Origin of the sequence: Acidovorax sp. ACV01, assembly GCF_014851495.1 — a bacterium.
Lineage (GTDB): Bacteria > Pseudomonadota > Gammaproteobacteria > Burkholderiales > Burkholderiaceae_C > Acidovorax > Acidovorax radicis.
The window spans coordinates 74,359-98,586 of the sequence record NZ_JACUZT010000011.1 but is presented as its reverse complement, the minus strand read 5'-3'; the positions used below and the strand labels follow the sequence as shown (position 1 = coordinate 98,586).

At 65.6% G+C, this 24,228-nt stretch carries 26 protein-coding genes; 13 read left to right on the top strand and 13 right to left on the bottom strand.

The genetic code is table 11. From position 1 onward, the window contains the following. Positions 1 to 8 precede the first annotated feature (8 nt). A complete protein-coding gene (locus tag IB243_RS24750) occupies positions 9 to 1,322 on the bottom strand; it encodes an efflux RND transporter periplasmic adaptor subunit (protein WP_192429800.1) in 1,314 nt (437 codons plus the stop codon). 297 nt (positions 1,323 to 1,619) lie between these two features. On the opposite strand from IB243_RS24750, the gene IB243_RS24745 reads away from it, so the two are divergent. Genes IB243_RS24745 through IB243_RS24710 form a run of 8 tightly spaced genes read left to right on the top strand, consistent with a single transcriptional unit; the run spans position 1,620 to position 7,495 of the window. Further along, positions 1,620 to 2,030 (top strand): DUF2306 domain-containing protein, encoded by a 411-nt coding sequence (locus tag IB243_RS24745; protein WP_192429799.1) that lies wholly within the window; start codon positions 1,620 to 1,622, stop codon positions 2,028 to 2,030. 45 nt (positions 2,031 to 2,075) lie between these two features. Then, positions 2,076 to 2,648, top strand: coding sequence for a DUF6622 family protein (locus tag IB243_RS24740; protein ID WP_057272863.1), 573 nt, complete (start codon positions 2,076 to 2,078; stop codon positions 2,646 to 2,648). Between the two features lie 58 nt (positions 2,649 to 2,706). Beyond that, positions 2,707 to 2,997 (top strand): 2TM domain-containing protein, encoded by a 291-nt coding sequence (locus tag IB243_RS24735; protein ID WP_010459716.1) that lies wholly within the window; start codon positions 2,707 to 2,709, stop codon positions 2,995 to 2,997. 37 nt (positions 2,998 to 3,034) lie between these two features. After that, positions 3,035 to 4,105: an alpha/beta hydrolase family protein gene (locus tag IB243_RS24730; RefSeq protein WP_370540386.1), complete on the top strand. Its 1,071-nt coding sequence runs from the start codon at positions 3,035 to 3,037 to the stop codon at positions 4,103 to 4,105. Positions 4,106 to 4,138: 33 nt separating this feature from the next. Continuing rightward, positions 4,139 to 5,191: an alpha/beta hydrolase gene (locus tag IB243_RS24725; protein ID WP_192429798.1), complete on the top strand. Its 1,053-nt coding sequence runs from the start codon at positions 4,139 to 4,141 to the stop codon at positions 5,189 to 5,191. A 59-nt stretch (positions 5,192 to 5,250) separates the two neighbouring features. Then, positions 5,251 to 5,574, top strand: a complete 324-nt coding sequence (locus IB243_RS24720; RefSeq protein ID WP_192429797.1) for a 2TM domain-containing protein — start codon at positions 5,251 to 5,253, stop codon at positions 5,572 to 5,574. Next, positions 5,571 to 6,659 (top strand): sensor histidine kinase, encoded by a 1,089-nt coding sequence (locus tag IB243_RS24715; protein ID WP_192429796.1) that lies wholly within the window; start codon positions 5,571 to 5,573, stop codon positions 6,657 to 6,659. Before IB243_RS24720 ends, IB243_RS24715 begins: the two co-directional genes overlap by 4 nt. After that, positions 6,656 to 7,495, top strand: a complete 840-nt coding sequence (locus IB243_RS24710; protein WP_192429795.1) for a LytTR family DNA-binding domain-containing protein — start codon at positions 6,656 to 6,658, stop codon at positions 7,493 to 7,495. Before IB243_RS24715 ends, IB243_RS24710 begins: the two co-directional genes overlap by 4 nt. A gap of 13 nt (positions 7,496 to 7,508) precedes the next feature. On the opposite strand, the gene IB243_RS24705 is transcribed toward IB243_RS24710, so the two are convergent. The 12 genes from IB243_RS24705 to IB243_RS24650 form a co-directional block, all read right to left on the bottom strand. Further along, the gene (locus IB243_RS24705; protein WP_192429794.1) at positions 7,509 to 8,150 is read right to left on the bottom strand and encodes a LysE family translocator; all 642 of its coding nucleotides are present in this window, start codon (positions 8,148 to 8,150) and stop codon (positions 7,509 to 7,511) included. Between the two features lie 97 nt (positions 8,151 to 8,247). Beyond that, entirely contained in the window at positions 8,248 to 8,874 is a 627-nt protein-coding gene (locus IB243_RS24700; protein ID WP_192429793.1) for an ATP-binding cassette domain-containing protein, read from the bottom strand. Between the two features lie 190 nt (positions 8,875 to 9,064). Next, complete coding sequence (locus tag IB243_RS24695) at positions 9,065 to 10,072, bottom strand: zinc-binding alcohol dehydrogenase family protein (RefSeq protein ID WP_192429792.1); 1,008 nt, start codon at positions 10,070 to 10,072, stop codon at positions 9,065 to 9,067. 16 nt (positions 10,073 to 10,088) lie between these two features. Beyond that, on the bottom strand, positions 10,089 to 11,048 hold the full coding sequence (locus IB243_RS24690) for a sugar kinase (protein ID WP_192429791.1): 960 nt from the start codon (positions 11,046 to 11,048) through the stop codon (positions 10,089 to 10,091). Continuing rightward, positions 11,045 to 12,562 carry a mannitol dehydrogenase family protein gene (locus tag IB243_RS24685; RefSeq protein WP_192429790.1) on the bottom strand — a complete coding sequence of 506 codons (1,518 nt, stop codon included), beginning with the start codon at positions 12,560 to 12,562 and terminating at the stop codon, positions 11,045 to 11,047. The genes IB243_RS24690 and IB243_RS24685 overlap by 4 nt, the downstream gene beginning before the upstream one ends. Then, positions 12,562 to 13,773: a D-mannonate dehydratase ManD gene (gene manD / locus IB243_RS24680; protein WP_192429789.1), complete on the bottom strand. Its 1,212-nt coding sequence runs from the start codon at positions 13,771 to 13,773 to the stop codon at positions 12,562 to 12,564. Before manD ends, IB243_RS24685 begins: the two co-directional genes overlap by 1 nt. 22 nt (positions 13,774 to 13,795) lie before the next feature. Then, the gene (locus IB243_RS24675; RefSeq protein WP_192429788.1) at positions 13,796 to 15,319 is read right to left on the bottom strand and encodes an altronate dehydratase family protein; all 1,524 of its coding nucleotides are present in this window, start codon (positions 15,317 to 15,319) and stop codon (positions 13,796 to 13,798) included. After that, the gene (locus IB243_RS24670; protein ID WP_192429787.1) at positions 15,316 to 16,722 is read right to left on the bottom strand and encodes a TRAP transporter large permease; all 1,407 of its coding nucleotides are present in this window, start codon (positions 16,720 to 16,722) and stop codon (positions 15,316 to 15,318) included. Before IB243_RS24670 ends, IB243_RS24675 begins: the two co-directional genes overlap by 4 nt. 14 nt (positions 16,723 to 16,736) lie before the next feature. After that, complete coding sequence (locus IB243_RS24665; RefSeq protein ID WP_192429786.1) at positions 16,737 to 17,348, bottom strand: TRAP transporter small permease; 612 nt, start codon at positions 17,346 to 17,348, stop codon at positions 16,737 to 16,739. An 11-nt stretch (positions 17,349 to 17,359) separates the two neighbouring features. Next, complete coding sequence (locus IB243_RS24660) at positions 17,360 to 18,328, bottom strand: sialic acid TRAP transporter substrate-binding protein SiaP (protein WP_010459745.1); 969 nt, start codon at positions 18,326 to 18,328, stop codon at positions 17,360 to 17,362. A 53-nt stretch (positions 18,329 to 18,381) separates the two neighbouring features. Next, on the bottom strand, positions 18,382 to 19,395 hold the full coding sequence (locus IB243_RS24655; protein WP_192429785.1) for an L-idonate 5-dehydrogenase: 1,014 nt from the start codon (positions 19,393 to 19,395) through the stop codon (positions 18,382 to 18,384). A 19-nt stretch (positions 19,396 to 19,414) separates the two neighbouring features. Beyond that, the gene (locus IB243_RS24650) at positions 19,415 to 20,113 is read right to left on the bottom strand and encodes a FadR/GntR family transcriptional regulator (RefSeq protein ID WP_192429784.1); all 699 of its coding nucleotides are present in this window, start codon (positions 20,111 to 20,113) and stop codon (positions 19,415 to 19,417) included. Positions 20,114 to 20,633: 520 nt separating this feature from the next. Between IB243_RS24650 and IB243_RS24645 the strand changes: the two genes are divergently transcribed. The 5 genes from IB243_RS24645 (at position 20,634) to IB243_RS24625 (ending at position 24,106) form a co-directional block, all read left to right on the top strand. Next, entirely contained in the window at positions 20,634 to 21,002 is a 369-nt protein-coding gene (locus IB243_RS24645; RefSeq protein ID WP_192429783.1) for a hypothetical protein, read from the top strand. A 135-nt stretch (positions 21,003 to 21,137) separates the two neighbouring features. Continuing rightward, a complete protein-coding gene (locus IB243_RS24640; RefSeq protein WP_192429782.1) occupies positions 21,138 to 22,106 on the top strand; it encodes an MBL fold metallo-hydrolase in 969 nt (322 codons plus the stop codon). Beyond that, positions 22,084 to 22,686 carry a histidine phosphatase family protein gene (locus IB243_RS24635; protein WP_057272875.1) on the top strand — a complete coding sequence of 201 codons (603 nt, stop codon included), beginning with the start codon at positions 22,084 to 22,086 and terminating at the stop codon, positions 22,684 to 22,686. The genes IB243_RS24640 and IB243_RS24635 overlap by 23 nt, the downstream gene beginning before the upstream one ends. A gap of 264 nt (positions 22,687 to 22,950) precedes the next feature. Continuing rightward, positions 22,951 to 23,850: a transglutaminase family protein gene (locus IB243_RS24630; protein WP_035196774.1), complete on the top strand. Its 900-nt coding sequence runs from the start codon at positions 22,951 to 22,953 to the stop codon at positions 23,848 to 23,850. 85 nt (positions 23,851 to 23,935) lie between these two features. After that, entirely contained in the window at positions 23,936 to 24,106 is a 171-nt protein-coding gene (locus tag IB243_RS24625; RefSeq protein ID WP_010459758.1) for a hypothetical protein, read from the top strand. The last annotated feature ends 122 nt before the right edge of the window (positions 24,107 to 24,228 follow it).

The window sequence follows — 24,228 nt, the reverse complement described above, 5'->3', positions numbered from 1 at the left end:
ATCCGCGCTCAGGGGTTTTGCGCAGGGCGCTGACGGCGCTGGCGACCTTCACCCGAAGCGCCGCTGCGCGGGCTGCTGCCCCCCGCGCGGGGTGGGCGTGCGGCCTGCGCACCCGGCAGCTGCACGGCCATGCCATCCTGCAAACGGTCCCCGCCCTCGGTCACCACACGCTCGCCCTCCTTCAGGCCCTCGGCGATCGCCATCAGCCCCACCGTGGCCTGGCCGCGCTTGACCTTGCGCAGCGACACCGTGCGGTCTTCGTTGATGACATAGACATAGTCGCCATTGGCACCGGTGCGCACGGCAGTCACGGGCACCACCAGCGCAGGCACATTGCGCAGCAGCAGCTGCACGTTCACAAACTGATTGGGAAACAGCGCGCCCGCCGCATTCTCGAACCGCGCCTTGGCCTTGACGGTGCCTGTAGTGGTATCGACCTGGTTGTCCAGCGTAGAAAACCGGCCTTTGTCGAGCTCGGCCTTGCGGGTGCGGTCCAGTGCCGTCACGGCCAATGCATCCGCGCCGCCATGAGTGGCCTGGGCGGCCTGGATGTCTGCCACACGGTCCTGCGGCACCGAAAACTGCACATCAATCGGGGCCACCTGGGTGATGGTGGCCAGGCCCGCCGCGTCCCCCGAGGTCACGTAGTTGCCCGCATCCACCGCGCGCAAGCCAATCCGCCCTGTGGCTGGCGATGTAATGCGCGTGTAGCCCAGGTTCAACCGCGCTGTGCCCTCCTGGGCCTTGTCGGTCACCACCGTGCCCTCCAGCTGCTTGACCAGCGCGGCCTGGGTGTCCACATCCTGGCGCGCGATGGAGTCTTGCGACAACAGGGTGCGGTAACGCTCCAGGGTCAGGCGGGCGTTCTCCAGCTGCGCCTCGTCGCGCTGGCGGGTGCCCTGGGCCTGCATCAGTGCCTGCTCGAAGGGCCGGGGGTCGATCTGCGCCAGCAACTGTCCCTTCTTGACCATCTGGCCCTCGGTGAACAGCACCTGGGTCAGCATGCCCGACACCTGGGGCCGCAGCGTGACCGTGGTGGCCGGGATCACCGTACCCAGTGCGTCGACGACCACCGGCAAATCCGCCTTGCGCACCAGGGCGTCCCCCACCGTCACCATGGGGCGTCCACCCCCTGGAAAGCCCGGGCCGCCGCCGGATTCGCCATTGGCCCGCTCGATGAGATACCACGCGGCCCCCCCCACCAGCGCCACCAGTACCAGGGCCAGAAGACTCCCTACCCAGCGGGAACGTCGTGGCGGTTTGCCAGAGGGGGCGGGGGGAATCGCCGATGGCGGGGGCGCGTTGACTTCTTGGGGATTCATGGCGGTCCTGATTCGTGTTCTCGGGTGCAGGCTGGGCCGGGGTCCAACCGTACCGGATCGTAGAGGCTCATTTCGCGCTCTGCCTTGAACGCTGTGCGAAGAAAAGTAAACCTTGGGGTCAAAGCCATGGGAGCGGGGAGACCCATGCCCCAGCGACTGCCCCCGGAAGCACCCACAGGTCGCGCCTCGCTCCTGCATTTCACGGCAGTCGATCCGCATTTCGTCGCAAGCCGCTGGAATCACCCCGGCGGTGGCGGCAAAGTCCGCTCCATTGAAGAACGAGCCCGGAGCACCGCCATGCAACTCACCCCCGTCATCGCCATTCACCTCGCCGCTGCGCTGGCAGCCACCGCCATCGGCCCCATCGCCCTGTGGGCCCGCAAGGGCGCTACCCAGCGCCCCCGCCTGCACCGCGCCGCCGGGTACGCCTGGGTGACCCTGATGGTGGCCGCGGCTGTCTCTGCCATTTTCATCAATGGAGGCAATGGTCCCCGCTGGGGGAGCTTCGGGCCCATCCACCTGCTGATTCCGGTCACGCTGGGCCTGCTGGTGCTCTCCTTTGTCTTCCTGGCCCGCCGCAACATCGAAGGCCACCGCCAGACCATGCAAAAGGTCTACATCGGCGCCTGCGTGGTGGCCGGTGGCTTCACCCTTCTTCCCGGACGCTTTCTGGGGCACTCGCTCTGGTCTGCACTGGGCGTGATCTGACTCTTTCCTCCACCCCCCTATCCATCCCTACCCAGGAACCACACCATGCTGCTCAATATGATTGTTCACCAGCCTCAGGCGCTGATCCAGGTCGTCACCCACACCCCCTACTGGGTCTGGGGCCTGCTGGCTGCCTTGGTGGGGCTGGGAGCCAGCCAGCTGTACGACCGCACCGCCAGCCTGCGCCGGACCCAGCTCATGCCCCTGGGCATGGCCGTCTTTTCGGTCGCCGGCGTCCTGTCGGCATTCGGCAGTTCGGCGCCCATGGCCGCACAGGCCGTAGGCGTCTGGCTGGCTGCCGCCGCCGCAATCACCGCGCTGGCACTGTGGTTCCAGCCCACGGCCCCCACCGGCACGCTCTACGCATCCTCGTCGCGCAGCTTCTACGTGCCAGGCAGCGCCATGCCACTCGCACTGATCGTCGGCATCTTTCTCACCAAGTATTTCGTGGGGGTCGAGCTGGCCATGCAGCCCTCCCTGGCGCGGGACGGCGACTTTGCCCTGCAGATCTCGGCCCTGTATGGCGTGTTCAACGGCCTGTTCGCCGCCCGTGCACTGCGGATGTGGCGCCTGGCACAGCAAAGCGTGGTCTACGGCGCAGCCCCCGTGGGCACCTGAGCCCCGCCAGAACCCTCCACTTCCATCGAACTGCCTCACCTTGCCTGGAGACATCACCATGCGCTACGCACACCTCACCCAAGACCCCATCGAACGCCTGGCCCGCAAGCGCGCCGGGGCCAAGCTGGGCTGGTACATGCACGCCGGGGTCTATCTGCTGGTCAACCTGCTGCTGATCACCCTGTCGGCTGCCAGCGGCCGGCATTGGGCGGTGTACCCCGCGCTGGGATGGGGCATCGGCCTGGCGGTGCATGGGGCGGTGGTGTTCCTGGTCGCGGGCGGCGGGCTGCATGAGCGCATGGTGCAGGCCGAGCGAGACCGCCTGGCGCAGCAGGGCCCACGTCCTTGAACCCGCCAACACCCTCCATCTGCACGAAAGAAATCCCATGAAGATGCTTCGACGCCTGACCCTCGCCCTGCTGGCCCTGGGCGCTGCCGCCGCATGCCAGGCGGGCATCGGCCTGGCGGAACTGCCGGGCTTGCCGGGGGATGGCCCCGTCACGGTGTTCTACCCCAGCAGCAGCGCCGACGAACCCGTGCAACGCGGCCCCTTCCAGCTGCAGCTGGCCTGGCAAGGCACCCCCGTGCGGGGCAACGGCCGCCTGATCGTCATCACGCACGGTTCGGGCGGCAACCCTTGGGTACACACCGATCTCGCGCGCGCAATGGTGGCTGCAGGTTTTGTCGTGGCATTGCCCGAACATGCGGGAGACAACTCCAAGGACCCATCCACCCCCGGCCCCGAGAGCTGGAAGCGCCGCCCCGCAGAGGTCTCCCGCGCCATCGACACCGTGGCCCAGGACACCCGCCTGGCCCCACTGCTTGCCTTGGACAAAGTGGGGGTCTTCGGCGGTTCCGCCGGTGGCCACACTGCCCTGAGTCTTGCAGGCGGCGCATGGTCCCCCGCACGCTTCCGCCAGCACTGCGAAGCCCACATCGCTGAGGATTTTTCCTCCTGCGTCGGGTTTATCACCCGGCTGCACGGCAACCTGCTGGATGGCCTGAAGAAATGGTTTGCACTGGCCGTGATACGCCACCGCTTTGGCGATGAAACCGCCTACACGCACCAGGACCCCCGCATACAGGCTACCGTGGCCAGCGTGCCCTTCGCAGCCGACTTTGACATGGCCACCCTCGCCACCCCGCGCATCGCACTGGGGCTGGTGACCGCTGGCATGGATGTCAACCAGGTTCCTCGCTTTCACAGCAGCGCCGTGCTCGCTGCCTGCCAAGACCGCTGCACCCATGTGGCCCACCTGCCGGGCGCCAGCCACGGCGCCATGCTGTCGCCCATGCCACCGCTGCACCTGCTCAACGACGTGCAGACCGCGCTGCTGGGCGATCCCCCCGGTTTTGACCGCAAGGTGCTGCCCGACGTGGATGCACGGATCGTGGCTTTCTTTGCGCAGCACCTGCAGCCACTGCAAGCCCCGCCACCGCTGCAGGCGGCGCACTGACCGGGCCTCAACAATCCACTCGCCCCTCCCATCATGCTGCTCCTCTCTGCCGCCACACTCGGCCTGCTAGCCACCATGACGCCGTCCGCCACACTGCGGCCCCGCCGCCGGTACCCCATGCTCATCACAGCCATCCTCCTGACCGCAGGCCTTGCAGGCCTTGCAGGCCTTGCCGCCGCCATTGCCTGGGGCGGCCCCAAAAACATCCCGCCACTGACCAGCGTCAACGACCCGTTCAAGGGCGTGGACTACAGCCGCGTTCCTCCGGCCCAGCGTTACACAGCGCGCGATGGCACATCGCTGGCATGGCACAGCTACAGTCCCCCCCAGGCAACGGCAGACGCCCCAAAACACCGAGTGGTGCTGGTGCATGGGTCTTCCGCGCGCGGACAGTCCATGCATGTGCTGGCGCAGGCGCTGGCGGCCGAGGGGCATGCCGTGGCGACCCTGGACATACGGGGGCACGGCGCATCCGGCCCTCGGGGCCAGGCCGCCTATGTGGGCCAGCTGGAAGACGACATCGAAGACTTTCTGCGCGCCGTGCCGCACACTGGCCCGCAAACGCTGATGGGGTTTTCGGCAGGCGGCGGGTTTGCGCTGCGTTTCGCAGGCGGCGCGCGGCAGGACCTGTTTGACCGCTATGTGCTGCTGTCGCCTTTTTTGCACCACAACGCACCCACATCGCGGCCTCACAGCGGCGGCTGGGCGTCGGTAGGCCTGCCCCGCATGGTTGCCATCACGATGCTCAACCAGATCGGTATCACCCGATGGAACCACCTGCCCGTGCTGAGCTATGCCCTCAACGATGCAGCACGCGAGCTGCTCACGCCCCGCTATTCATATACGGTAGCCACCAACTTCCGCCCCCACGATGACTACCAGGCTGACATCCGCAATGCCCGGGGCACCGTCTGCATCGTGGCCGGACAGGACGACGAGCTTTTCTACGCAGACCGCTTTGCCGATCTGTTTGCCCAGGCCGGCAAGCCCGTGCCCGTCACCCTCGTGCCTGGCGCCAACCACATCGGGCTGACGCTGGACGCCCAGGCTGTGGCCACGGTGGCGCGCCACGCCTGCCCTGCGTAGCCCGCCCCTAGAATCCCTGCAGCGCCACCCAGCTTCCAACCCTCCCCCCCGCCACTGCCATGTCCTCACCCCTGAGCCCCGAAGAGATCGAAGCGCTGGCCCGCCGGCGCGCCAGTGCCAAGCTGGGCTGGTACGTGCACGCCGTGGCGTTCGTGCTGGTCAACGCGGCGCTCTTTGCCATGTCACGCTATGCGTTCGGTACGCGGCCCTGGTCGGTATACCCGCTGCTGGGCTGGGGGCTGGGACTGGTGCTGCATGGGGTGTCGGTGTTTTTGCTGGGCAGCGGCAGCGGCTTGCGCGAACGCATGGTGCAGCGTGAGCGCGAAGCCCTGCAGCGCGCGCAGGCACAGGAGCAGGATCAGCAGCACCAGAACCGGCCATGACGCAGCAGCACCACTTCAACGGCATCAGCAAGCTGCGGCACTTCCTGCAAACGCTGGCCTTCACCCTGGTCGTTGCCACCATCCAATATGCCTTCATGCCCGACAAACCCTACGGGCCGCTGGTGGTGTACTCGGTGCTGATCGGCACCTTCACCTGGGCCGTGATCGACCTGGGGCGCGAATTGATACCGTCTGCCGCCGAAACAGGCTGGCCGCATGGGTGGCAGGGCATGGCACTGGTGGCGGGGGGCATCGTTGTGGGGTACGTGGCCGGCACGGCGCTGGCCAACGCCTTGTGCGTTTACTACTTTCACTTCTACCCACCGGGCACGTCCACTACCGGGTCTGACCAGCGCACATCCATTCTCATCACGGCCATTGCCGGGCTGGTGGGCAGCTACTACTTCTACGCCATCCACAAATCGGCGTATCTGGAAGACAAGATGGCCGAGGCGCGCATGCACGCGAGCGAGGCGCGCCTGAAGCTGCTGGAAACCCAGCTCGAACCGCACATGCTTTTCAACACGCTGGCCAATCTCCGCGTGCTGATCGGCACCGACCCCGTGCGCGCACAGGAGATGCTGGACCGCATGATCGCCTACCTGCGCGCCACACTCACCGCGTCGCGCAGCACCCAGCACCCGCTGGCCAACGAGTTTGACCGCCTGCGCGACTACCTGGAGTTGATGGCGGTGCGCATGGGCCCGCGCATGGCCTATACGCTGAACCTGCCAGATGCGCTGCGGGATGTGCCCGTGCCGCCACTGCTGCTGCAGCCGCTGGTGGAAAACGCCATCCGCCATGGCCTGGAACCCCAGGTGGAAGGCGGCCACATCACCGTCCGCGCCAGCACGCGCCCGGACGCCAACGGCCCGCTGCTGGTGATCGAGGTCAACGACACCGGCGCGGGCCTTCCCGACACCCTGCCCACCCCGGGCCCCGGCCAGAGCTTTGGCCTGACCCAGGTGCGCGAACGCCTGGCCACATTGCATGGTGCTGCAGGCACTCTTGATTTGATAGCTGCCAGCGCAGGTGGAACAAGCGCCAGCGTCGTTTTTCCTTTGAAATCTGTTACCCCCCCATGAACCAGCCCGCCCCCCGCGCCCTGATTGCTGAGGACGAACACCTGTTGGCCGCCGCGCTGCAGCAGGAGTTGACCCGTGCCTGGCCCGAGTTGCAGATCGCCGCCACCGTGGGGGACGGCCTGTCGGCCGTCAAGCAGGCCCTGGCCTTGCTGCCCGACGTACTGTTCTTTGACATCCGCATGCCGGGCCAGAGCGGCCTGGACGCCGCTGTGGAGCTTGCCGACGCCTGGCCCACCGAAGGCCCCTCGGGCCGGCCCTTTCCCGCGCTGGTGTTCGTGACGGCCTACGACCAGTACGCGGTGCAGGCGTTTGAAGCGCAGGCCGTGGACTACCTGCTCAAGCCCGTGCAGGCGGCCCGGCTGCAAAAAACCGTGCAAAAACTGCAGCTGGCGCTGATGAATAAAACGCAACCAGCTATCAATTTAGAAACAACCATGGAGCGGCTGCGCCACCTGCTGACAGCTCCCGGCATCGCCTCGCCACCCGCTGCAGCGGCACCGAGCAGCACCGCCCCCCTCACCCTCATCCAGGCCAGCAGCGGCAGCCAGATCCACATGGTGCCCGTGGCCGACGTGCTGTACTTTGAAGCGGCCGACAAATACGTGCGGGTGCTGACTGCGGCGCGCGAATACCTGATTCGCACGCCGCTCAAGGACCTGATCGGCCAGCTGGACACCCAGGTGTTCTGGCAGATCCACCGCAGCACCCTGGTGCGCGCCAGTGCCATCACCACCGTGACCCGCGACGAGGCGGGCAAGCTGCATCTGGAGCTGGCGGGCCGCGCTGAAAAGCTGCCGGTGAGCCGCCTCTACGCGCACCTGTTCAAGGCGATGTAGTCCCCGAGAGTTTTTATCGATTGGTGGCCAGCAGCAGGCCACCCGCCCCCATGAAAAACCCGCCGGCGGCCTTGTTGAGGCGCACCACGCCCTGCGAGGTGCGGATAAACCGGCGGATCTGCCGGCCCCCGGCCGCATAGACCGCCGTAGACACAAACTCGGCCCCCAGGTACACAGCCCCCAGCACCACAAACTGGCGCAGGGCCGGCTGGCTGGGGTCGATGAACTGCGGAAAGATGGCCGCAAACAGGATGATGGCCTTGGGATTGGTGATGCCCAGCAAGAACTCCTGCGCGATGAGCGACTGCAGGCGCACCGGCGTGCCGCCCGCCTTCACCACACCCCCATCTGCGCCGTCCACCACGTCCAGCCCACTGAACTCGCGGCTGCGCCACGCGCGCCAGCCCAGCCAGAACAGGTAGCAGGCCCCGACCCACTTCACGGCAGTGAAGGCAGCCTCGGACGCCAGCAACATCGCCCCCAGGCCCACCGCAGACACCGTCAGGAAAATCGCGAACGCAGCCACCCGCCCCAGCGTCGCCACCATGGCCGCACCAATCCCCGCGCGAATGCCGTTGTTGAGGCCACAGAAATTGTTGGGTCCGGGCGTGAGCGCAATGGCAACCGCCACCGGGGCAAAAAGAAGCGCGTCCATGGAACATTCCTTCGGGGAACGGAGAAACACAAAACAGCAGTGCAGTCTAAAACAAGCGGAGGTTGACGGCCACGGCGCCCGGCGGCGAGGACCCGGTTCAACCGTGGAGTTCCACCACCGTGCCCCAGGGCACACCCGGCAAGGTCTCGTAATGCGCTACCACCACCACGCGCCCGGGCTGGCTGGCCACCTGCGCCAGGGCGCGGCCCAGGTAGGCCGCCGACGGCTTGTCGAGCCCGCCCACCGGTTCATCGATCAGGGTCAGCGGCGCGCCCGATGCCAGCGCCCCGGCCATGAGCACCTTGCGTTTGCTGCCGGTGGACAGCGCGTAGAACGGCTTGTCCAGATGTTCATGCAGGCTGAACCCTTCGGTGTGGACCTCCAACGCAGCGGCATCCCACGATGGGTAACGCGCGGGAAGGCTGCCTAGCCAGCCACGGGCCGTGAGTTTGTCCAGGTCGCCCGATCGGGGATCGGCCCAGAAGACTTGTTGGGCATAGGCCTTGGGGGCTTCGCGCGCGTTCACACCCTGCAGCGTGATGCGCCCGGCCTGTGCCGTGAGTTCCCCCGCCAGCAGGCGCAGCAGCGTGGTCTTGCCACTGCTTTCGTCGCCACGCACTAGCGCCAGGCCCGCGGGCAGTGCCACCGACCACTGGTCCAGCACCCCACATTCGGGGTAGGCAAAACACAGGCCCTCCACCTGCAACACCACTTTCTCAGACATCCTGCTCCCTTGGGTTGATGGATGGCGCAGGGCATTCTTCTACAGCCTGCGCCGCCCTGCGATTCTAGAGAGCGGTTGGGTTTGTCTCGGCTGCGCCCGCAGCCAACCCTTGGCCTGGTTGACGCACAGCCCCCACAACGCGGCGTCTGCGCCCGTCGATTGCAGCAGACCTACCGGATGCGTGAGCCGGTCAGCACTCCACAATCGCCTTGATCACGCCGGCCTTGGGGTCCAGCAGGTCCTGGAACTTGGTGGGCACTTCGGCCAGGGTCAGGCGGTGGGTGTTCAGCGCCTGTGGAATCAATCCTGCACGCATGGCGTTCAGCACGGTCTCAAAATCTTCGGCGGTGGCATTGCGGCTGCCCATCAGGGTCATTTCGCGTTTGTGGAATTCGGGGTCGGAAAAGGTGATGTTCGCGCCCACCACCGAGATCAGCACATAGGTGCCGCCATGCGCGACAAATTGGAAGCCGCGCTCCATGGCCTTGGGGTTGCCGGTGGCGTCAAACACCACGTCATAAAACTCACTGTCTGTCAGTGCTGCGAGTTGCGCCTCATCGGACTCACCCAAAGAAACACCGGCTCTCACTCCCAGCGACTGCGTGCAGAAGTCCAGTCGGTTCTGGCGCCCGTCCAGTGCAGTGACCGTGGCGCCGCGCAGCTGCGCAAAAATCATGGCCGCCATGCCGATGGGCCCGGCGCCCACCACCAGCACCCGCTGGCCCGGCCCCACGCCCGAGCGGCGCACGGCATGGGCGCCGATGGACAAAAACTCCACCATCGCGGCCTGGTCCAGCGACACACCTTCGGCCTTGTGCACAAACTGCTGGGGCACGCACAGGTATTCGGTAAACGCGCCGTCGGTGTGCACGCCCAACACCTGGATGCGGGTGCAGCAGTTGGTCTTGCCGGCGCGGCAGGCAATGCAAGTGCCGCACGAGAGGTAGGGCATCACGTACACCGTGTCGCCGGATTGCAGGGCGCTGCCAGAAGGCGCGATTTCCACAATGCCCGACAGCTCGTGCCCCATCACGCGGGGGTAGCTCAGGTAAGGCTGGTTGCCGGTAAAGATGTGCAGGTCGGTGCCACACACGCCCACGCGCTTGACACGCAGCAGCACTTCATCTGCCGCGCGCACCGGTAGGGGGCGGTCGTGGGCACGCAGGGTGCCGGGGGTTTCGCAAACAACGGTCAGCATGACAGGTTCCTCAGGTTCATTCCAAGTTCTGTGCGCTCAGTTCAGCGCGCGTGGGCAGGCCTTCCATGTCGCCCACCACCTGCAGCGCGCGCGAGGCAATCCAGTTCGCGCGGCGCACGGCCTGCGGCCAGCCCAGCCCTTCAAGCTGCGCGCTGATGATGCCCACCGCAAACGCGTCACCAGCACCCACGGTGTCCACCACCACAGGCACGGGCACGCCGGGCACCTGGCCTTGTTCACCGCTGGCGGTGCGAAAGTACGCGCCTTCAGCGCCTTGCTTGATGACCACGGCCTTGGCGCCCCGGTCCAGGTACCACGCGGCAATGTCCGCCGGGGTGTTTTGGCCAGTCAGCAGCTTGCCCTCATCAATGCCCGGCAGCACCCAGTCCGCATGGCGGGCCAGGTCGTTCAGGGTGTCGCGCATGGTGGCCACATCAGGCCACAGGCTCGGACGCAGGTTCGGGTCGAACGACACGCTGCGGCCGGCGGCCCGCAGGGTCAACATGGCGTGGGCCACCAGTTCACGTGCGGCGGGCGACAGGGCTGGTGTGATGCCCGTGGTGTGGACATGCCGGGCGCGCAACGCGTAGTCGGTCTTCAGGTGTGCCACGCTGAGCTGGCTGGCAGCCGAGCCACGGCGGTAGTACTCGATGGCGGGGTCGCTGCCGTCCACACTGCGCGACTTGAGCATGAAACCCGTGGAGCGTTGCGGATCGGTCTCCACCTGTGAGGTGTCCACGCCCTCGGCCTCAATCGTCTTGCGCACGTAGCTGCCAAATGAATCCGCTCCCAGGCGACTCACCCAGCCGACTTTGAAGCCCAGGCGCGCCAGTCCGATGGCCACATTGGTGTCGGCACCGGCAATGCGTTTGCTGAAACTTTGCACCTCGGCCAGTGGGCCGGGCTCCTGCGCGACCAGCAGTGCCATGGTTTCGCCCAGGGACAGAACGTCGAGTGCGTAGGGCATGGTGCTCATGCGGTCAACTCCCCGCGGTTCACCGCTTCCAGCGTGCCTGCCACTCCTTGTGTTTGCAGGGATTGCAGCAAGGGCACCAGCGCGGCGGTGAGCGCTGCATGGCCCGCCAGGTCGCCAAACACCGGCGCATAGGCCAGCATGGCTTGCACGGTGTGCGGGCTCACGCCTTGGCCCAGCGACTGCTGGTACAGCGCGGTGAGCTGGGTGGCATGCGGGTCGTCAATGCCGTAGGTTTGGCTCAGTTCGTCCACGCCACGCAGGTAGTGCATCCACGCGGCCAGACCCAGGGCCATGCGCGGCACGGGCAGTTGCCGGGCCAGGCGGTCGCGCAGCGTGCCCAGCAGGCGTTGGGGCAGTTTTTGAGAACCATCCATGGCGATCTGCTGCGTGCGATGGGCCAGGGCCGGGTTGGCGTAGCGGGCCAGCAGGTTGTGGCGGTAGGCCGCCAGGTCCAGGCCCGGCAAGGCAGGCAGGGTGGGTTCAATCTCGTCGCGCATCAGCGCTTCGATGTGCGTGCGCAATGCGGGCTGCGCAATGGCTTTGTCCACGGTGTGCCAGCCGGCCATGGCGCCCAGGTAGGCGAGGCTGGAGTGGGTGCCATTGACCATGCGCAGCTTGAGCCGCTCAAAAGGTTCGGCATCGGGCACAAAACGTGCGTCGCCCCGTGTCCAGTCGGGGCGGTCGGCAGCAAATTCGTCTTCGATGGCCCAGTCAAAAAACGGCTCGCCCAGCACGGGCCAGGCATCCACGCTGCCCAGCGCTGCGCTCACAGCGGCACGGTCGCCATCCGTGGTTTTGGGCACGATGCGGTCCACCATAGAGCATGGAAAACGGCACTGGCGCTCTATCCACGTGCGCAAGGTGCTATCAATTTCTTCAGCAAAGCGCAGTACGGCGGCACGCAGCACACGCCCGTTGGCCGGCAGGTTGTCCAGTGACATGAGCGTGAGCGGGCCATGGCCTTGGGCGTGGCGCAGCTGCAAGCCGAGCACCAGCATGCCGATGGCGGAGCGGGGAACTTGCGGGTGCGCCAGGTCGTGCACGATGTCGAGGTGGTCCAGCCGCAAGGCACCGGTGGCAGGGTCGTGGCAGTAGCCTTTTTCCGTCACCGTCAGGCTCACGATGCGGGTGTCTGCGGCGGCTATCGCCTCCAGCACGGCTTGAGGGTTCTCGGGTGCTACCAGCAGGTTGCGCACGGCCCCAATGACTTGCAGGCGCTGGCGGGGTTGGCCTTGCGCATCCGCATCACGAATCGCCAGTGTGTACAGCCCGTCCTGCGGCGCCAGGGCATCGCGGGTATCGGCTTGGCGCAGCGACACGCCGGTGATGCCCCAGCGCAGGTCGCCGGCGGCAATCGCGGCCTCGGTGGCAGCGGCCATGTGGGCGCGCATGAAGGCCCCTATGCCGAGATGCACGATGCCGTTTTTCAATGCACGGCGGTCGTAGGGCGGGCGCACCACGGCGGCAGGCAATGGTCCCACCGTGGTGTCGTTCAATCGGTTCATGTCCGCCATCACCAGTTGGTCAGCGTACCGTCGTGCTGCAGGCGGTTGACCGGCAGGTAGGCACGTTTGTAGGGGTACTTGGCGGCCAAGGCCTCGTCGATGGTCACGCCGTGGCCCGGTGCCTCGCCGGGATGCATATAGCCGTCCTTGAAGCTGTAGGCGTGTGGGAACACAGCGTCCGTCTCATCGGTGTGGCGCATGTATTCCTGGATGCCGAAGTTGGGCACCCACAGGTCAAAGTTGAGCGCGGCGCCCATGCACACGGGCGACAAATCGGTGGCGCCATGCGAGCCGGTGCGCACCTGGTAGAGCGCGGCTAGATCCGCAATGCGGCGCAGGTGGGTGATGCCGCCCGCATGGACCACGGTGGTGCGGATGTAGTCGATCAGCTGGTTCTCGATCAGGTCCTTGCAGTCCCAGATGGTGTTGAAAATCTCGCCCACCGCCAGCGGCGTGGTGGTGTGCTGGCGGATCAGGCGGAAGGCCTCCTGGTTTTCGGCAGGCGTGGCATCCTCCATCCAGAACAAACGGCAGGGCTCCAGGTCTTTGCCTAAGCGACCGGCCTCGATGGGCGTGAGGCGGTGGTGCACATCGTGCAGCAGGTGAATGTCTGGCCCCACGGCCGCGCGCACCTTGTCAAACAGCTCGGGCGTGTGGCGCAGGTATTTCTCGGTGGACCAGTCGTGCTCGCTGGGCAGGTCGGCATCGGCCGGTTCGTAGAACATGGTGCCGCGGCCCACGCCGTACACCTTCTCCAGACCCGGCACACCGCTTTGCGCGCGGATGGCCTTGTAGCCCATCTCCTTGTAGCGCAGCACTTCTTCCACGGTTTGCGTGATGTCCTTGCCATTGGCGTGGCCGTAGACCATCACACCGGTGCGGCTCTTGCCACCCAGCAGCTGGTACAGCGGCATGTTGGCCGCCTTGGCCTTGATGTCCCACAGCGCCGTGTCCACCCCGGCAATCGCACTCATGGTGACCGGGCCGCGGCGCCAGTAAGCGCCTTTGTAGAGGTACTGCCAGATGTCTTCGATCTGCTGTGGGTCGCGGCCGATCAGGCAGGGAATGACGTGCTCGGTGAGGTAGCTGGCCACGGCCAGCTCGCGGCCATTCAAGGTGGCATCGCCGATGCCGGTGAGGCCCTCGTCGGTTTCGATTTTCAGGGTGACAAAGTTGCGGCTGGGTGCGCAGATGATGACTTTGGCGGAAGTGATTTTCATGGTCTTGTCAGATGAAGAGGGTTTACATCACGGCGCCCAGCGCCCAGGGGACAAATTCGTTCTGGCCGTAGCCATGCAGCTCGCTTTTGGTCTTGCGGCCCGAGGCTGCGGCCAGCATTTCCAGAAAGATGCGCTCGCCGAGCTGCTCCACGCTCTCGCTGCCGTCGATCACGGTGCCGCAGTTGATGTCCATGTCCTCTTCCTGCTTGGCCCACAGTGCGCTGTTGGTGGCCAGCTTGACCGAGGGCGCAGGGGCGCAGCCATAGGCCGAGCCACGGCCGGTGGTGAAGCAGATGAGATTGGCTCCACCCGCCACCTGGCCCGTGGCCGACACCGGGTCGTAGCCCGGCGTGTCCATGTAGACAAAACCTTTGGCGGTGATGGGCTGGGCGTACTCGTACACGTCCACCATGGGCGTGGTGCCGCCCTTGGCAATGGCGCCCAGTGATTTCTCGAGGATGGTGGTCAGGCCCCCGGCCTTGTTGCCAGCGGACGGGTTGTTGTCCATCTCGGCGTGGTGGCGGGCGCAGTAGTCGGTCCACCACTGCAGGCGGGCCTCCAGCTTGTCGGCCACGACTTGCGATACGGCGCGCTGCAGCAGCAAGTGCTCGCCGCCATAAATCTCGGGGGTTTCGGACAACACGGCCGTGCCACCGTGGCGCACCACCAAGTCCACCGCCGCGCCCAGTGCCGGGTTGGCGCTGATGCCGGAGTAGCCGTCGGAGCCACCGCATTGCAGGCCGACAACCAGGTGACTGGCAGGCACAGGCTCGCGCTGCACGGCATTGGCCTCGGGCAGCAAATGTTTCACCACCTCAATGCCACGCGCCACGCTTTTGGCCGTGCCGCCCATGTCCTGGATGCTGAAGGTCACCAGCTTGGCACCTTCGCGCAGGCCTTCCTGCGCCATCAGTCCCTGGATCTGGTTGGTCTCGCAGCCCAGGCCCACCACGATGACGGCGGCAAAGTTGGCATGGCGGGCGTAGCCTGCGAGTGTGCGGCGCAGCACCTGCAAGCCTTCGCCCTCGCTGTCGGTGGCGCAGCCCGCGCCATGGGTCAGGGCCACGATCCCGTCCACCTGGGGGAAGGCGGCCAGGGCCTCGGGGTGGATGTCGCGGCGAAAATGGTCGGCAATGGCGCGCGCCACGGTGGCTGAGCAGTTCACGCTGGTCAGCACACCAATGTAGTTGCGCGTGGCCACACGCCCGTCGGGGCGTTTGATGCCTTCAAACGTGGCCGGGGTATCGACATAGGCCACGGGCCGCACATCACCGCCCACGGTGTGGCCACGGTCAAAGTGGCTGAACGCCAGGTTGTGCGTGTGCACATGCTGGCCGGCCGCAATGGCCTGTGTGGCGGTACCAATGATCTGGTTGTAGCGCCGCACCGGCGCACCGGCCGCAATGGCGCGCACCGCGATCTTGTGGCCTGGCGGTACCAGGCCAGAGACGGTGATGCTCTCGGATTCGATGCAGGTGCCGCCCAGCAGTTGCTGCCGGGCGATGACCACATCGTCTTGCGGGTGAATGCGGATCACCGGATTCACTTGACCAACCCCATTTGCTGCGGCAACCACAGGGTGAGCGCCGGGATGTAGGTGATGGCGATCAGCGCCAGCATCAGCGGTACCAGCCAGGGCAGGATGGCGACGGTGGTGCGCTCGACCGAAAGCTTGGAGATGCGTGCCAGCACAAACAGCACCATGCCCAAGGGAGGATGCAGCAGGCCAATCATCAGGTTCAGCGTCATGATCAGGCCGAACTGGATGGGGTCAATGCCGAGCTTGAGCACGATGGGCAGGAGGATGGGCACCAGGATGGTGATGGCTGCAATCGTGTCGATGAAGCAGCCCACAAACAGGATCAGCAGGTTGGCCAGCAGCAGGAACACCCACTTGTTGCTGGTGATGGACAAGATCCAGTCCGCCAGGGCTTGGGCGGCCTGGGTGGTGGTGAGCAGCCAGGCAAAGATGGACGCGGCGGTCACGATGAACAGCACCGAAGCGGTGGTCTCTATCGTCTCGAACGTGGCTTGCGCCAGCGTGCGGAGGGTCATGGAGCGGTAGCGCACCAAGCCCAGAAACAGCGCCCAGATGACCGCCGCCATCGCAGCCTCGGTGGGGGTGAACCAGCCCATGGTCATGCCACCAATCAGGATGACGGGCGCCATGAGGGCCAGCACGGCCGAAAAGTTGAAGCGCCAGTCCAGCACCAGCAGGGCCACAAAGGCCAGACCCGCGGCCACGTTGACCGACATGCCGGCTTTGACCGCCAGCCACACCGCCATGGGGAAGGCCAGCACCACCAGAATCTCCAGCGTGGCGCTGCCCAGGCGGGCCCATTGGAAAGCGACGTCCCCACCCCAGCCATTGCGGTGGGCAAAGTAGGCCACCGTGGCCATCATCAGCACCGTCATGAACAGGCCCGGAATGATGCCTGCCACGAACAGCGCGCCGATGGACACGTTGGCCATCATCCCGTAGATCACAAAGGGCAGCGAGGGCGGAATGATGGGGCCCAGCGTGGCCGAGGCAGCAGTGACGCCCACGGCAAATTCGGTGCTGTAGCCGTGCTCTTTCATGGCCTTGATCTCGATCGCACCCAAGCCGGCAGCATCCGCAATGGCCGTGCCGGACATGCCTGAGAAGATGACCGAGCCGATGATGTTGACCTGCCCCAGGCCGCCCTTCATCCAGCCCACCAGCGCCACGGCAAAGTTGTAGATGCGGCTGGTGATGCCGGCAATGTTCATCAGGTTGCCCGCCAGGATGAAGAAGGGCACGGCCAGCAGCGGGAAGGACTCGATGCCCGCAATCATGCGCTGGGCCAGCACGATGTCGGGGACGCTGTCGGATACCAGGATGTAGACCAGCGAGCCGCCGGCCATGGCCACCGCCACCGGCAGGCCACACAGCATCAGCCCCAGGAAGGAAACAATCAGGATCAGCATGGTGCAGGTTCCGTTCAGTCGGTGGAGCCGTCAAAGAAGCCAGGGTTTTGCAGTGCCGAGAAGCCGCGCCGCCAGTTTTCGATGGCCACCTGCACGGCCCGCAGGGCCATGAGGGCAAAACCGGCAAACGCGAGCCAGTACACATGGCTCTTGTTCCAGTCGATGGTGGTCATGGGTTCGTTGTTCACTGCCAATGCATAGCGCGCAACGAGCCAGGCCCCATAGCTGTAGAAGGCAATGGCGGCGATGTCTACCGCCGTCGACAGGGCCCGGCCTGCAGGAACGGGCAGGTAGCGGTAGACTAGGTTGACCTGGATGTGCCGCACCCGCCGCACACACATGGACGCCCCGATGAACACCACCGGCATCAGGCAGTACACGGCCAACTCTTCAGTCCAGGCGAACGAGTCGTTCAGCACATAGCGGCTGAAGAACTGCAGAAATACCAGGCCGGCCATGGTCCAGAAAAAGCCCAGGCAAATCCAGTCCTCGACGCCGTAGACGGAGAGGTCGACCATGTGCTGGTCGGCCTCCGCGAAGCTGGCCACCAGCGCTTCCGCGCTGGTTTCGACGGGATGCGACTCCGCCGCGCCGCCCGACAGGGGCAGGGAGCTGTGAAGCGTCATGGTGCGTCGCCTTACTTGATGGCCTGGATGCGGTCCCAGTCGGCTTTCTGGTAGCCGTACTGCTCAAACGGCACGTTCTTCAGCACGGTGTCGCGGAACTCACCGGTGTTCACCTCGGTCACGCTGATGCCCTTGCTGCGGAACACGGCGGCCAGTTCGCTCTCGCGGGCGGCCACTTCCTTGGAGGCCTTGGCAGCGGCTTCGAGCGCCACTTCCGAGAACATCTTCTTGTCGGCGTCCGACAGTTTTTTCCACAGCCCGCCCGCCACCACGGTGTTCAGGTGGTCCACGATGTGGCCGGTCAGCACGATGTGTTTTTGCACCTCGTAGAACTTCTTGGCTTCGATGGTGGGCAGCGGGTTCTCTTGGGCTTCCACGGTGCCGTTTTGCAGCGCCAGGTAGACCTCGGCAAACGCGATGGGCGAGGTGTTGGCACCGCAGGCGCGTGGCATGGCCAGGTAGGCCGGCACGTCGGGCACGCGCATCTTCAGGCCCTTGAGGTCGGCGCACTTGGCAATGGGTTTGTTGCTGGTGGTATGGCGGGTGCCGTAGTAGGTGGTCGCAATGATCTGGTTGCCGCTTTTCTGCTCATAGCCGGCGGTCAGCTCTTTGTAGATGTCACTCTTGGTGTAGGCCAGCAGGTGGTCCACGTTGCGGAAGGTGTAGGGGTAGTAGGTCACGCCGATGCGCGGAAAGGCCTTGGCCGCAAAGCTCGAGCCCGAGATGATGATGTCCACCGTGCCCAGGCTCAGGCCCTGGTTGATGTCGTTCTCCTTGCCCAGTTGCGACGCGGGGTACACATCGATCTGGTAGCGGCCCGCACTGCGCTTCTTGATCTCTTCGGCGGCCCACACCGATGCGGTGTGGAAGGGCTCGCCCGGCTCGTACACATGGGCCCACTTGAGCTTGGTCTGCGCAAAGGCGGGGGCCGCAACCAAAAGGCTTGCAGCCAGGGCCAGGGTAATCCGTTGGAATGTCATGCTCTTTGTCTCCTGTTGTTGTGGATGTTGCGCAGCCGGGTCGTCACCGGGGTTTAGCCGGGAACAAGCTGCACCTTGGTACTGCGGCCTCTGTCCAAAGCCAGATCGAAGGCCGCTTTCGATTGGCTGATCGGCAACTGGGCGCTGATGAGCGGGCGCACATCGGCCCGCCGGCTGCGAATGGCCTGCACGGCCCAGTCGAATTCGATGTCGGCGCGGAAGGCGCCCACGTAGTCCAGCTCGCGCGACATGATGTCGTTGGCCGGGAAAGGAATTTCGGGCGGCAGCGTGCCCACCTGCACCACGCGCCCGCCGCGGCGCACTGCCGCCAGGCAGCTGGCCAGCGCGGCAGGGTGGCCTGCGGCTTCCAGCGCCACATCCACGCGGCCCTTCCAGGGCGTGGCATCGGGCAGGGCTTCGTCGGCGCCCACGGTCAGGGCCATTTCGCGGGCGCGCTCGCTGGGGTCGCAGGCAATCACGCGGCTGGCACCGGCCAGGCGCGCGGCAATGACCGACATGCAGCCGATGGTGCCCGCGCCGGTGACCAGCACGGTGGCGCCCAAAATTTCGCCCGCGCGGCGCACTGCATGCAGGCCCACCGACAGGGGCTCGGCACAGGCAATTTCGCCCAGGCTCACATCCTCGTCAATGGCAGTGAGCTGGGCCTCGTGCATCACAAAGTGCTCGCGGAAGAAACCGGGGATGTGCGGAAAAATGGCCGCGCTGCCCAGGAACACCATCTTCTCGCACAGGTTGCTGCGCCCGGCGCGGCAGGCGGGGCACACGCCACAGGGGTGGGCAGGATTGACCGCCACTTTTTGCCCCGGCTGCACCTTGGTCACCCCTTCGCCCACGGCGTCCACCACGCCCGAGGCTTCGTGCCCCGGCACAAAAGGCGCGCGGATGGCGAAGATGCCAGCGCGGCCATGCTGGTAGTAGTGCAGGTCCGACCCGCAGATGCCACCCGCACCCAGGCGCAGGCGCACCTGGCCGGGGCCGGGCTCCTGAAGGGCAAGTTGTTCCACGCTGAGGTTCAGCGGGCCATTCAGGGTGCAGGCAAGGCTCATGGTCAGGCGTCCGGTGGGTTCACGCGTCGGCGGGGCTGTTCCAGCCGGCCGAGAAACGTTGGTGCGAGCGGTCCAGGTGACCGCTCATGGCGGCGCGGGCCATCGCGGGGTCGCGAGCGGCGATCGCGTCCACCACGGCGCGGTGTTCGTCCACCGCCTCTTTCCAGGTGGCTTCGCGCTCGAAGTGGCCGCCCAGCGTGGTGAACAGTGGCCCATTGCGCTCGTCAAACAGCTGGGTCACCACCGCTTGCAGGGCACTGTTGTCGCTGGCCTGGGCAATGCGGATATGGAAAGCGCGGTCGCCGCGGATGGGCAGGGTGCGCGCGGCAATGTCGGCCTCCATGTCGCGCAGGGTTTCCAGCAGGTCGGGCACCAGCGTGGGGTCGGTGCTTTTAGCGGCCAGCGCGGCCAGTTCACATTCGATGAGCTGGCGTGCGCGGATGATTTCCAGCGGGCCGTGCGCGTTGTCCAGCAGGCGCACGCTCTCGCGGCCAATCACCACAATGCCCGAGCCCATGCGCACTTCAATCAGGCCCTCTACCTCCAGCGCAATCAGCGCTTCCCGTACCGACGGGCGGGACACGCCCATTTTTGCGGCCAGGTCGCGCTCGGCGGGCAGTTTGGATCCCACGGCAAATTCGCCGCTTTGAATGAGCTGGCGCAGCTGGTCGGCAATCTGGCGGTACAAGCGGCGGGGCTCTATGGGTTGAAAAGGCATGCAGAAATTGGCTCAAAGGTAAATTGGTCAGACCAGTTGGCCGCATTGTGAACGGATGAAAGCGAGCAAGGTTCAGGGTTTTCCCGACAGGTGGTGGTGCAACACCAAAGCCGCCACAAAGGCATTTAGCTATTAATTTAGGAGCTATTGGGATAGACACAGCTTGCGCTAGGTGCCTATATAGGTGCAAATTCGGCACCGGCAGCCGGCGATAAGTGCAATTTGGTCGGCGTCCGGCGCAGCACCACACAAGCCTTGAGGGGCGAACTCCTCCCGGCCAAAGACTCCATCCAAGACAATCGGAGCGGGGGAGCCAAGACCTCGGCAACGAGTCGCTTCGTTCCCATGGAGCGAGACACTGCTGACCTGTTGCCGCCGTTTGAGCAACCCGTTCTGACCAAACTGGCCCGGCAGTACTTCGGGCGTGACCCGCCGCACATCACCCCGACGGCGTTGCTGGGGTGCTGGTCCTCGGCTGCGCCGGCCTCACCCGGGCATGACGCCCTCTTGAATGACAAACATGAAACTGAACTACCTGGACTTTGACTACAGCGAGGATGCGGACGGTGTGGGTACTTTTGATGCCATGGCCAGCGTGTCGTCCGCACAGATTCCCGCATTGCACGCGGAGATCAGTGCCGTACTGGTCTGGGCACACCAGCATTGGCCCGATGTCCGCGGCCCCTCGGAAGATGGGGGCGAATGGCAATACGACCTGCAGGGTGCGCAGGAAGTCAGCACACCGCTGGTGCTGACATTTGATGAGTCCGCCGGGCAGCTGCACGCGGCGGCAGGCAGCCCCGCCCCACCCCGGACCACGATCACCCTGACGGTCAGCGGCAATGCGGCCTTTTGCGATGCGCTGCGCGAAGCCTTCGCGGTCGAATAAGCCTCCGCCAAGGGGTTAACCCCAGTTACCCGCAAAAGCCCCACGTTGCGCACAGGTTAGCGCATCGGCAAACGGCAAACTCTTGGCACCGCTACAGTTGCGACTCATCAGTTCAACTCATTACCGGAAAGTTTCATGCTGTCTCGTCGCCACTTCCTGGGTGCAAGCCTAGCCACCACCGTATACGCCGCGGGATCCTTTGTGCCCGTCTGGGCCCAGAACGCGCCCAACCTCGGCACGCCCACCCTGCCCAGCCCCGCCTTCCGCCGCATGAAGGTGGGCGATGCCGAAGTGATCGCGTTGAACGACGGCATCACGCGCCGCCCGCTGGGCGAGGAGTTTGTGAAAAACGCACCGCTGGCCGAAGTGCGCGCGCTGCTGGCCTCCCAGGGCTTGCCTACGGACTACATCGACGTGCCCTACACGCCGTTCCTGGTGTTGACGGGCGGACGCAAGATCCTCATCGACACCGGCCTGGGCGAGTTTGGCGGCGCCACCACGGGCAAGCTGCTCGACAGCCTGCGCGCCGCCGGCCTGCAAGCGGCCGACATCGACACCGTGCTCATCAGCCACTACCACGGGGACCACATCAATGGCATCCGCAACAAGGCCGGTGAGCTGGTATTCCCCAAGGCCAAAGTGATGGTGCCTGCGGCCGAACACGCGTTCTGGATGGACGATGCCCGCATGGCCGCAGCGCCCGCAGGCATGAAGGGCGCGTTCGAGAACGTGCGACGCACCTTTGCCACCCTGCCGGCCGACACACTGGTGCAATTTGCACCGGGCACCGAAGTCGCCCCGGGCATCCAGTCGGTGGCAGCCTACGGCCACACGCCCGGCCACACGCTGTTCGAGCTGAAGTCCGCCGGGCAAAACTTCTTTTACGTGGCCGACCTCACCAATGTGCCGGCCCTGTTTGCCCGCAACCCCGACTGGGCCGTGACGTTTGACATGGACGCCGAGGCTGCGCGCAAGGTGCGGCGCGAGGTGTTCCAGCGCATTACCGCCAGCAACGCCATGCTGGGCGGCTTCCACTTCCCGTTCCCGGCCTTTGGCCGCGTGACGTCGTCGGGCAACGGCTATGCCTTCCAGCCTGCCGCCTGAGCCCCGCGTTGCCCGCCGTGCGGTGTTGGGCGCCGGGCTGGCCTTTGCCAGCCTGCGCAGCTGGGCAGCCCAGGACGCGGATGCCGAGGCCCTGTTGCGCAGGGGTGGTGTGGTGGCAGCCTTCCGCCACTCGCTGGCCCCTGGCACGTTTGACCCACCCGGGTTTCGCCTGGGTGACTGCAGCACCCAACGCAATCTGAGCGAAGAAGGCCGGGCGCAGGCGCGGCGCGTGGGCATGTGGTTTCAACAAAGGCAACTGCAGCCGGGCAAGGTTTTTTCGAGCCCCTGGTGCCGCTGTGTGGACAGTGCCACCCTTGCCTTTGGTACGCCCCAGGTCTGGCCTGCGTTGGGCTCGCCCCACGGCAGCCCAGAGACCACGGGAGCGAGCCATCTGCGGGAACTGCGCGCGGGACTCTCTGCTGCATCGCTGCGGGCGGGCCGTTTTGAAGTGTGGTTCACCCATATGTTTGTGCTGTCCGATCTGGCAAAGACCAACACCAGTTCGGGTGAAGGGCTGATCCTGCGAGCAGATCGCAGCGGCAAGACCGAGGTGCTGGCACGCCTTGCGGTACCGGCCTGACGAGGTGACCTGCCGGCGCCCCTGAATGGGTAACGGGCGGGCATTGCAGCGGGCCGTTCGCCTACATCGGGCGCCGAAGAAGAGACTATCCTCAAGTCACGCTGCTGTGCCGGATGCCCCGGCATGCAGCGCACGAAGGACATGCCCATGGCAAACACCCAAAGCCCTCCCCTGCAGTTAAATACCCGCAACGCTGCCACCTGGCCCGCCCCCTACCCCGCGCCAGCGGCCCCTGAAGCCCAACCGAGCCATGACCGCGTGCGCATGGAACTGCAGATTGATCTGAGCTACGAGGTGGACCAGCACGGCGCTGATTTTGTCTTCAACATCCACGCTGCGCAGACACCCAACCAGTCTGTGAGTGCGGAACGCCTGGTCATCAACCAGCCCATCGCCCACCACGTTCATACCGATCCAGCCACGGGCAACCGCTACCTGCGGTTGCATGGCGAGCCTGGCACGCTGGAGCTAACGTATTCCGCCACGGTGGATATCAACCACTACCGCGTCGACCCCGCCCAACTGCCAGAAGTGCCGGTGAGGCGTCTGCCACAGGAGGTGATGGGCTACATCTACCCCAGCCGGTATTGCCAGTCCGACCGGCTGCTGCGCCTGGCTACGAATGAGTTTGGAGCCCTGTGGCAAGGGCACAGCCGGGTGCAGGCGATATGCGACTGGGTGCAGCGGCATGTGGCGTTCACGTCCAACACGTCCAACTCGAACACCTCGGCGGTGGACACGTTGGTGGAGCAGGTGGGCGTCTGCCGCGACTTCGCCCATCTCATGATTGCGTTGTGCCGCGCCATCAACATCCCGGCCCGCTTCACCACCGGAACCGACTATGGCGCTGACCCGGCCCTCGGACCGCCCGATTTTCATGCATATGTGGAGGTGTATCTGGGCGACCGCTGGTACATCTTTGACCCGTCTGGCACGGCGATCCCCATGGGCCTGCTGCGTTTTGGCGTGGGGCGGGATGCGGCGGACGTCGCCTTTGCCACCATCTTTGGTGGCGTGTGGGCCAAGCCGCCCGTCATCCGCACGACTGCCATCCAAGACGCAGCGCGGGGTTTTGAACTGCCTCGCCACTGCACGCAGGCCTTGTCCACCGACCATGGCGCGGGTGTGGCTGCAGGCGTGGCTGCAGGTTTTGTCACCCCCTAAAGGTCCTGCCAAACACCGGTCAAAATCCCGGCGACCCGGCTGTGGCCTAAAATCTCCCTTTTTTCCACCAACTCTGAGACCTACCATGGGCAACAAGATCGTCACCGAAGCAGACCGCAAGCGCACTCCCCGCCCTACGCCCGTGCCCGGCTACACCCTGCCAACCGGCGGCCGTGGCCAACGCGTGAGCCTGGAGCGCGGTGTGGCAACCCGCAGCAAGAAGAACCCTGGCAAGCGCTCCAAGAAGGGCGGCTGATCGCCAGATCGCCAAGGGCCGACTGCGGTGGGTCCTCTGCAAAAAGCCCTCGCCAGAGGGCTTTTTGCTTTTCAGGGCCGTCCTTGCCACCCGCAGGTTTGCACCGCGCTCCGGCAAACTGT

Coding starts and splice junctions, on each gene's coding strand:
- IB243_RS24750 (WP_192429800.1), bottom strand. CDS start 1,322: ATGAATCCCCAAGAAGTCAACGCGCCCCCGCCATCGGCGATTCCCCCC.
- IB243_RS24745 (WP_192429799.1), top strand. CDS start 1,620: ATGCAACTCACCCCCGTCATCGCCATTCACCTCGCCGCTGCGCTGGCA.
- IB243_RS24740 (WP_057272863.1), top strand. CDS start 2,076: ATGCTGCTCAATATGATTGTTCACCAGCCTCAGGCGCTGATCCAGGTC.
- IB243_RS24735 (WP_010459716.1), top strand. CDS start 2,707: ATGCGCTACGCACACCTCACCCAAGACCCCATCGAACGCCTGGCCCGC.
- IB243_RS24730 (WP_370540386.1), top strand. CDS start 3,035: ATGAAGATGCTTCGACGCCTGACCCTCGCCCTGCTGGCCCTGGGCGCT.
- IB243_RS24725 (WP_192429798.1), top strand. CDS start 4,139: ATGCTGCTCCTCTCTGCCGCCACACTCGGCCTGCTAGCCACCATGACG.
- IB243_RS24720 (WP_192429797.1), top strand. CDS start 5,251: ATGTCCTCACCCCTGAGCCCCGAAGAGATCGAAGCGCTGGCCCGCCGG.
- IB243_RS24715 (WP_192429796.1), top strand. CDS start 5,571: ATGACGCAGCAGCACCACTTCAACGGCATCAGCAAGCTGCGGCACTTC.
- IB243_RS24710 (WP_192429795.1), top strand. CDS start 6,656: ATGAACCAGCCCGCCCCCCGCGCCCTGATTGCTGAGGACGAACACCTG.
- IB243_RS24705 (WP_192429794.1), bottom strand. CDS start 8,150: ATGGACGCGCTTCTTTTTGCCCCGGTGGCGGTTGCCATTGCGCTCACG.
- IB243_RS24700 (WP_192429793.1), bottom strand. CDS start 8,874: ATGTCTGAGAAAGTGGTGTTGCAGGTGGAGGGCCTGTGTTTTGCCTAC.
- IB243_RS24695 (WP_192429792.1), bottom strand. CDS start 10,072: ATGCTGACCGTTGTTTGCGAAACCCCCGGCACCCTGCGTGCCCACGAC.
- IB243_RS24690 (WP_192429791.1), bottom strand. CDS start 11,048: ATGAGCACCATGCCCTACGCACTCGACGTTCTGTCCCTGGGCGAAACC.
- IB243_RS24685 (WP_192429790.1), bottom strand. CDS start 12,562: ATGGCGGACATGAACCGATTGAACGACACCACGGTGGGACCATTGCCT.
- manD (WP_192429789.1), bottom strand. CDS start 13,773: ATGAAAATCACTTCCGCCAAAGTCATCATCTGCGCACCCAGCCGCAAC.
- IB243_RS24670 (WP_192429787.1), bottom strand. CDS start 16,722: ATGCTGATCCTGATTGTTTCCTTCCTGGGGCTGATGCTGTGTGGCCTG.
- IB243_RS24665 (WP_192429786.1), bottom strand. CDS start 17,348: ATGACGCTTCACAGCTCCCTGCCCCTGTCGGGCGGCGCGGCGGAGTCG.
- IB243_RS24660 (WP_010459745.1), bottom strand. CDS start 18,328: ATGACATTCCAACGGATTACCCTGGCCCTGGCTGCAAGCCTTTTGGTT.
- IB243_RS24655 (WP_192429785.1), bottom strand. CDS start 19,395: ATGAGCCTTGCCTGCACCCTGAATGGCCCGCTGAACCTCAGCGTGGAA.
- IB243_RS24650 (WP_192429784.1), bottom strand. CDS start 20,113: ATGCCTTTTCAACCCATAGAGCCCCGCCGCTTGTACCGCCAGATTGCC.
- IB243_RS24645 (WP_192429783.1), top strand. CDS start 20,634: ATGAAACTGAACTACCTGGACTTTGACTACAGCGAGGATGCGGACGGT.
- IB243_RS24640 (WP_192429782.1), top strand. CDS start 21,138: ATGCTGTCTCGTCGCCACTTCCTGGGTGCAAGCCTAGCCACCACCGTA.
- IB243_RS24635 (WP_057272875.1), top strand. CDS start 22,084: ATGCCTTCCAGCCTGCCGCCTGAGCCCCGCGTTGCCCGCCGTGCGGTG.
- IB243_RS24630 (WP_035196774.1), top strand. CDS start 22,951: ATGGAACTGCAGATTGATCTGAGCTACGAGGTGGACCAGCACGGCGCT.
- IB243_RS24625 (WP_010459758.1), top strand. CDS start 23,936: ATGGGCAACAAGATCGTCACCGAAGCAGACCGCAAGCGCACTCCCCGC.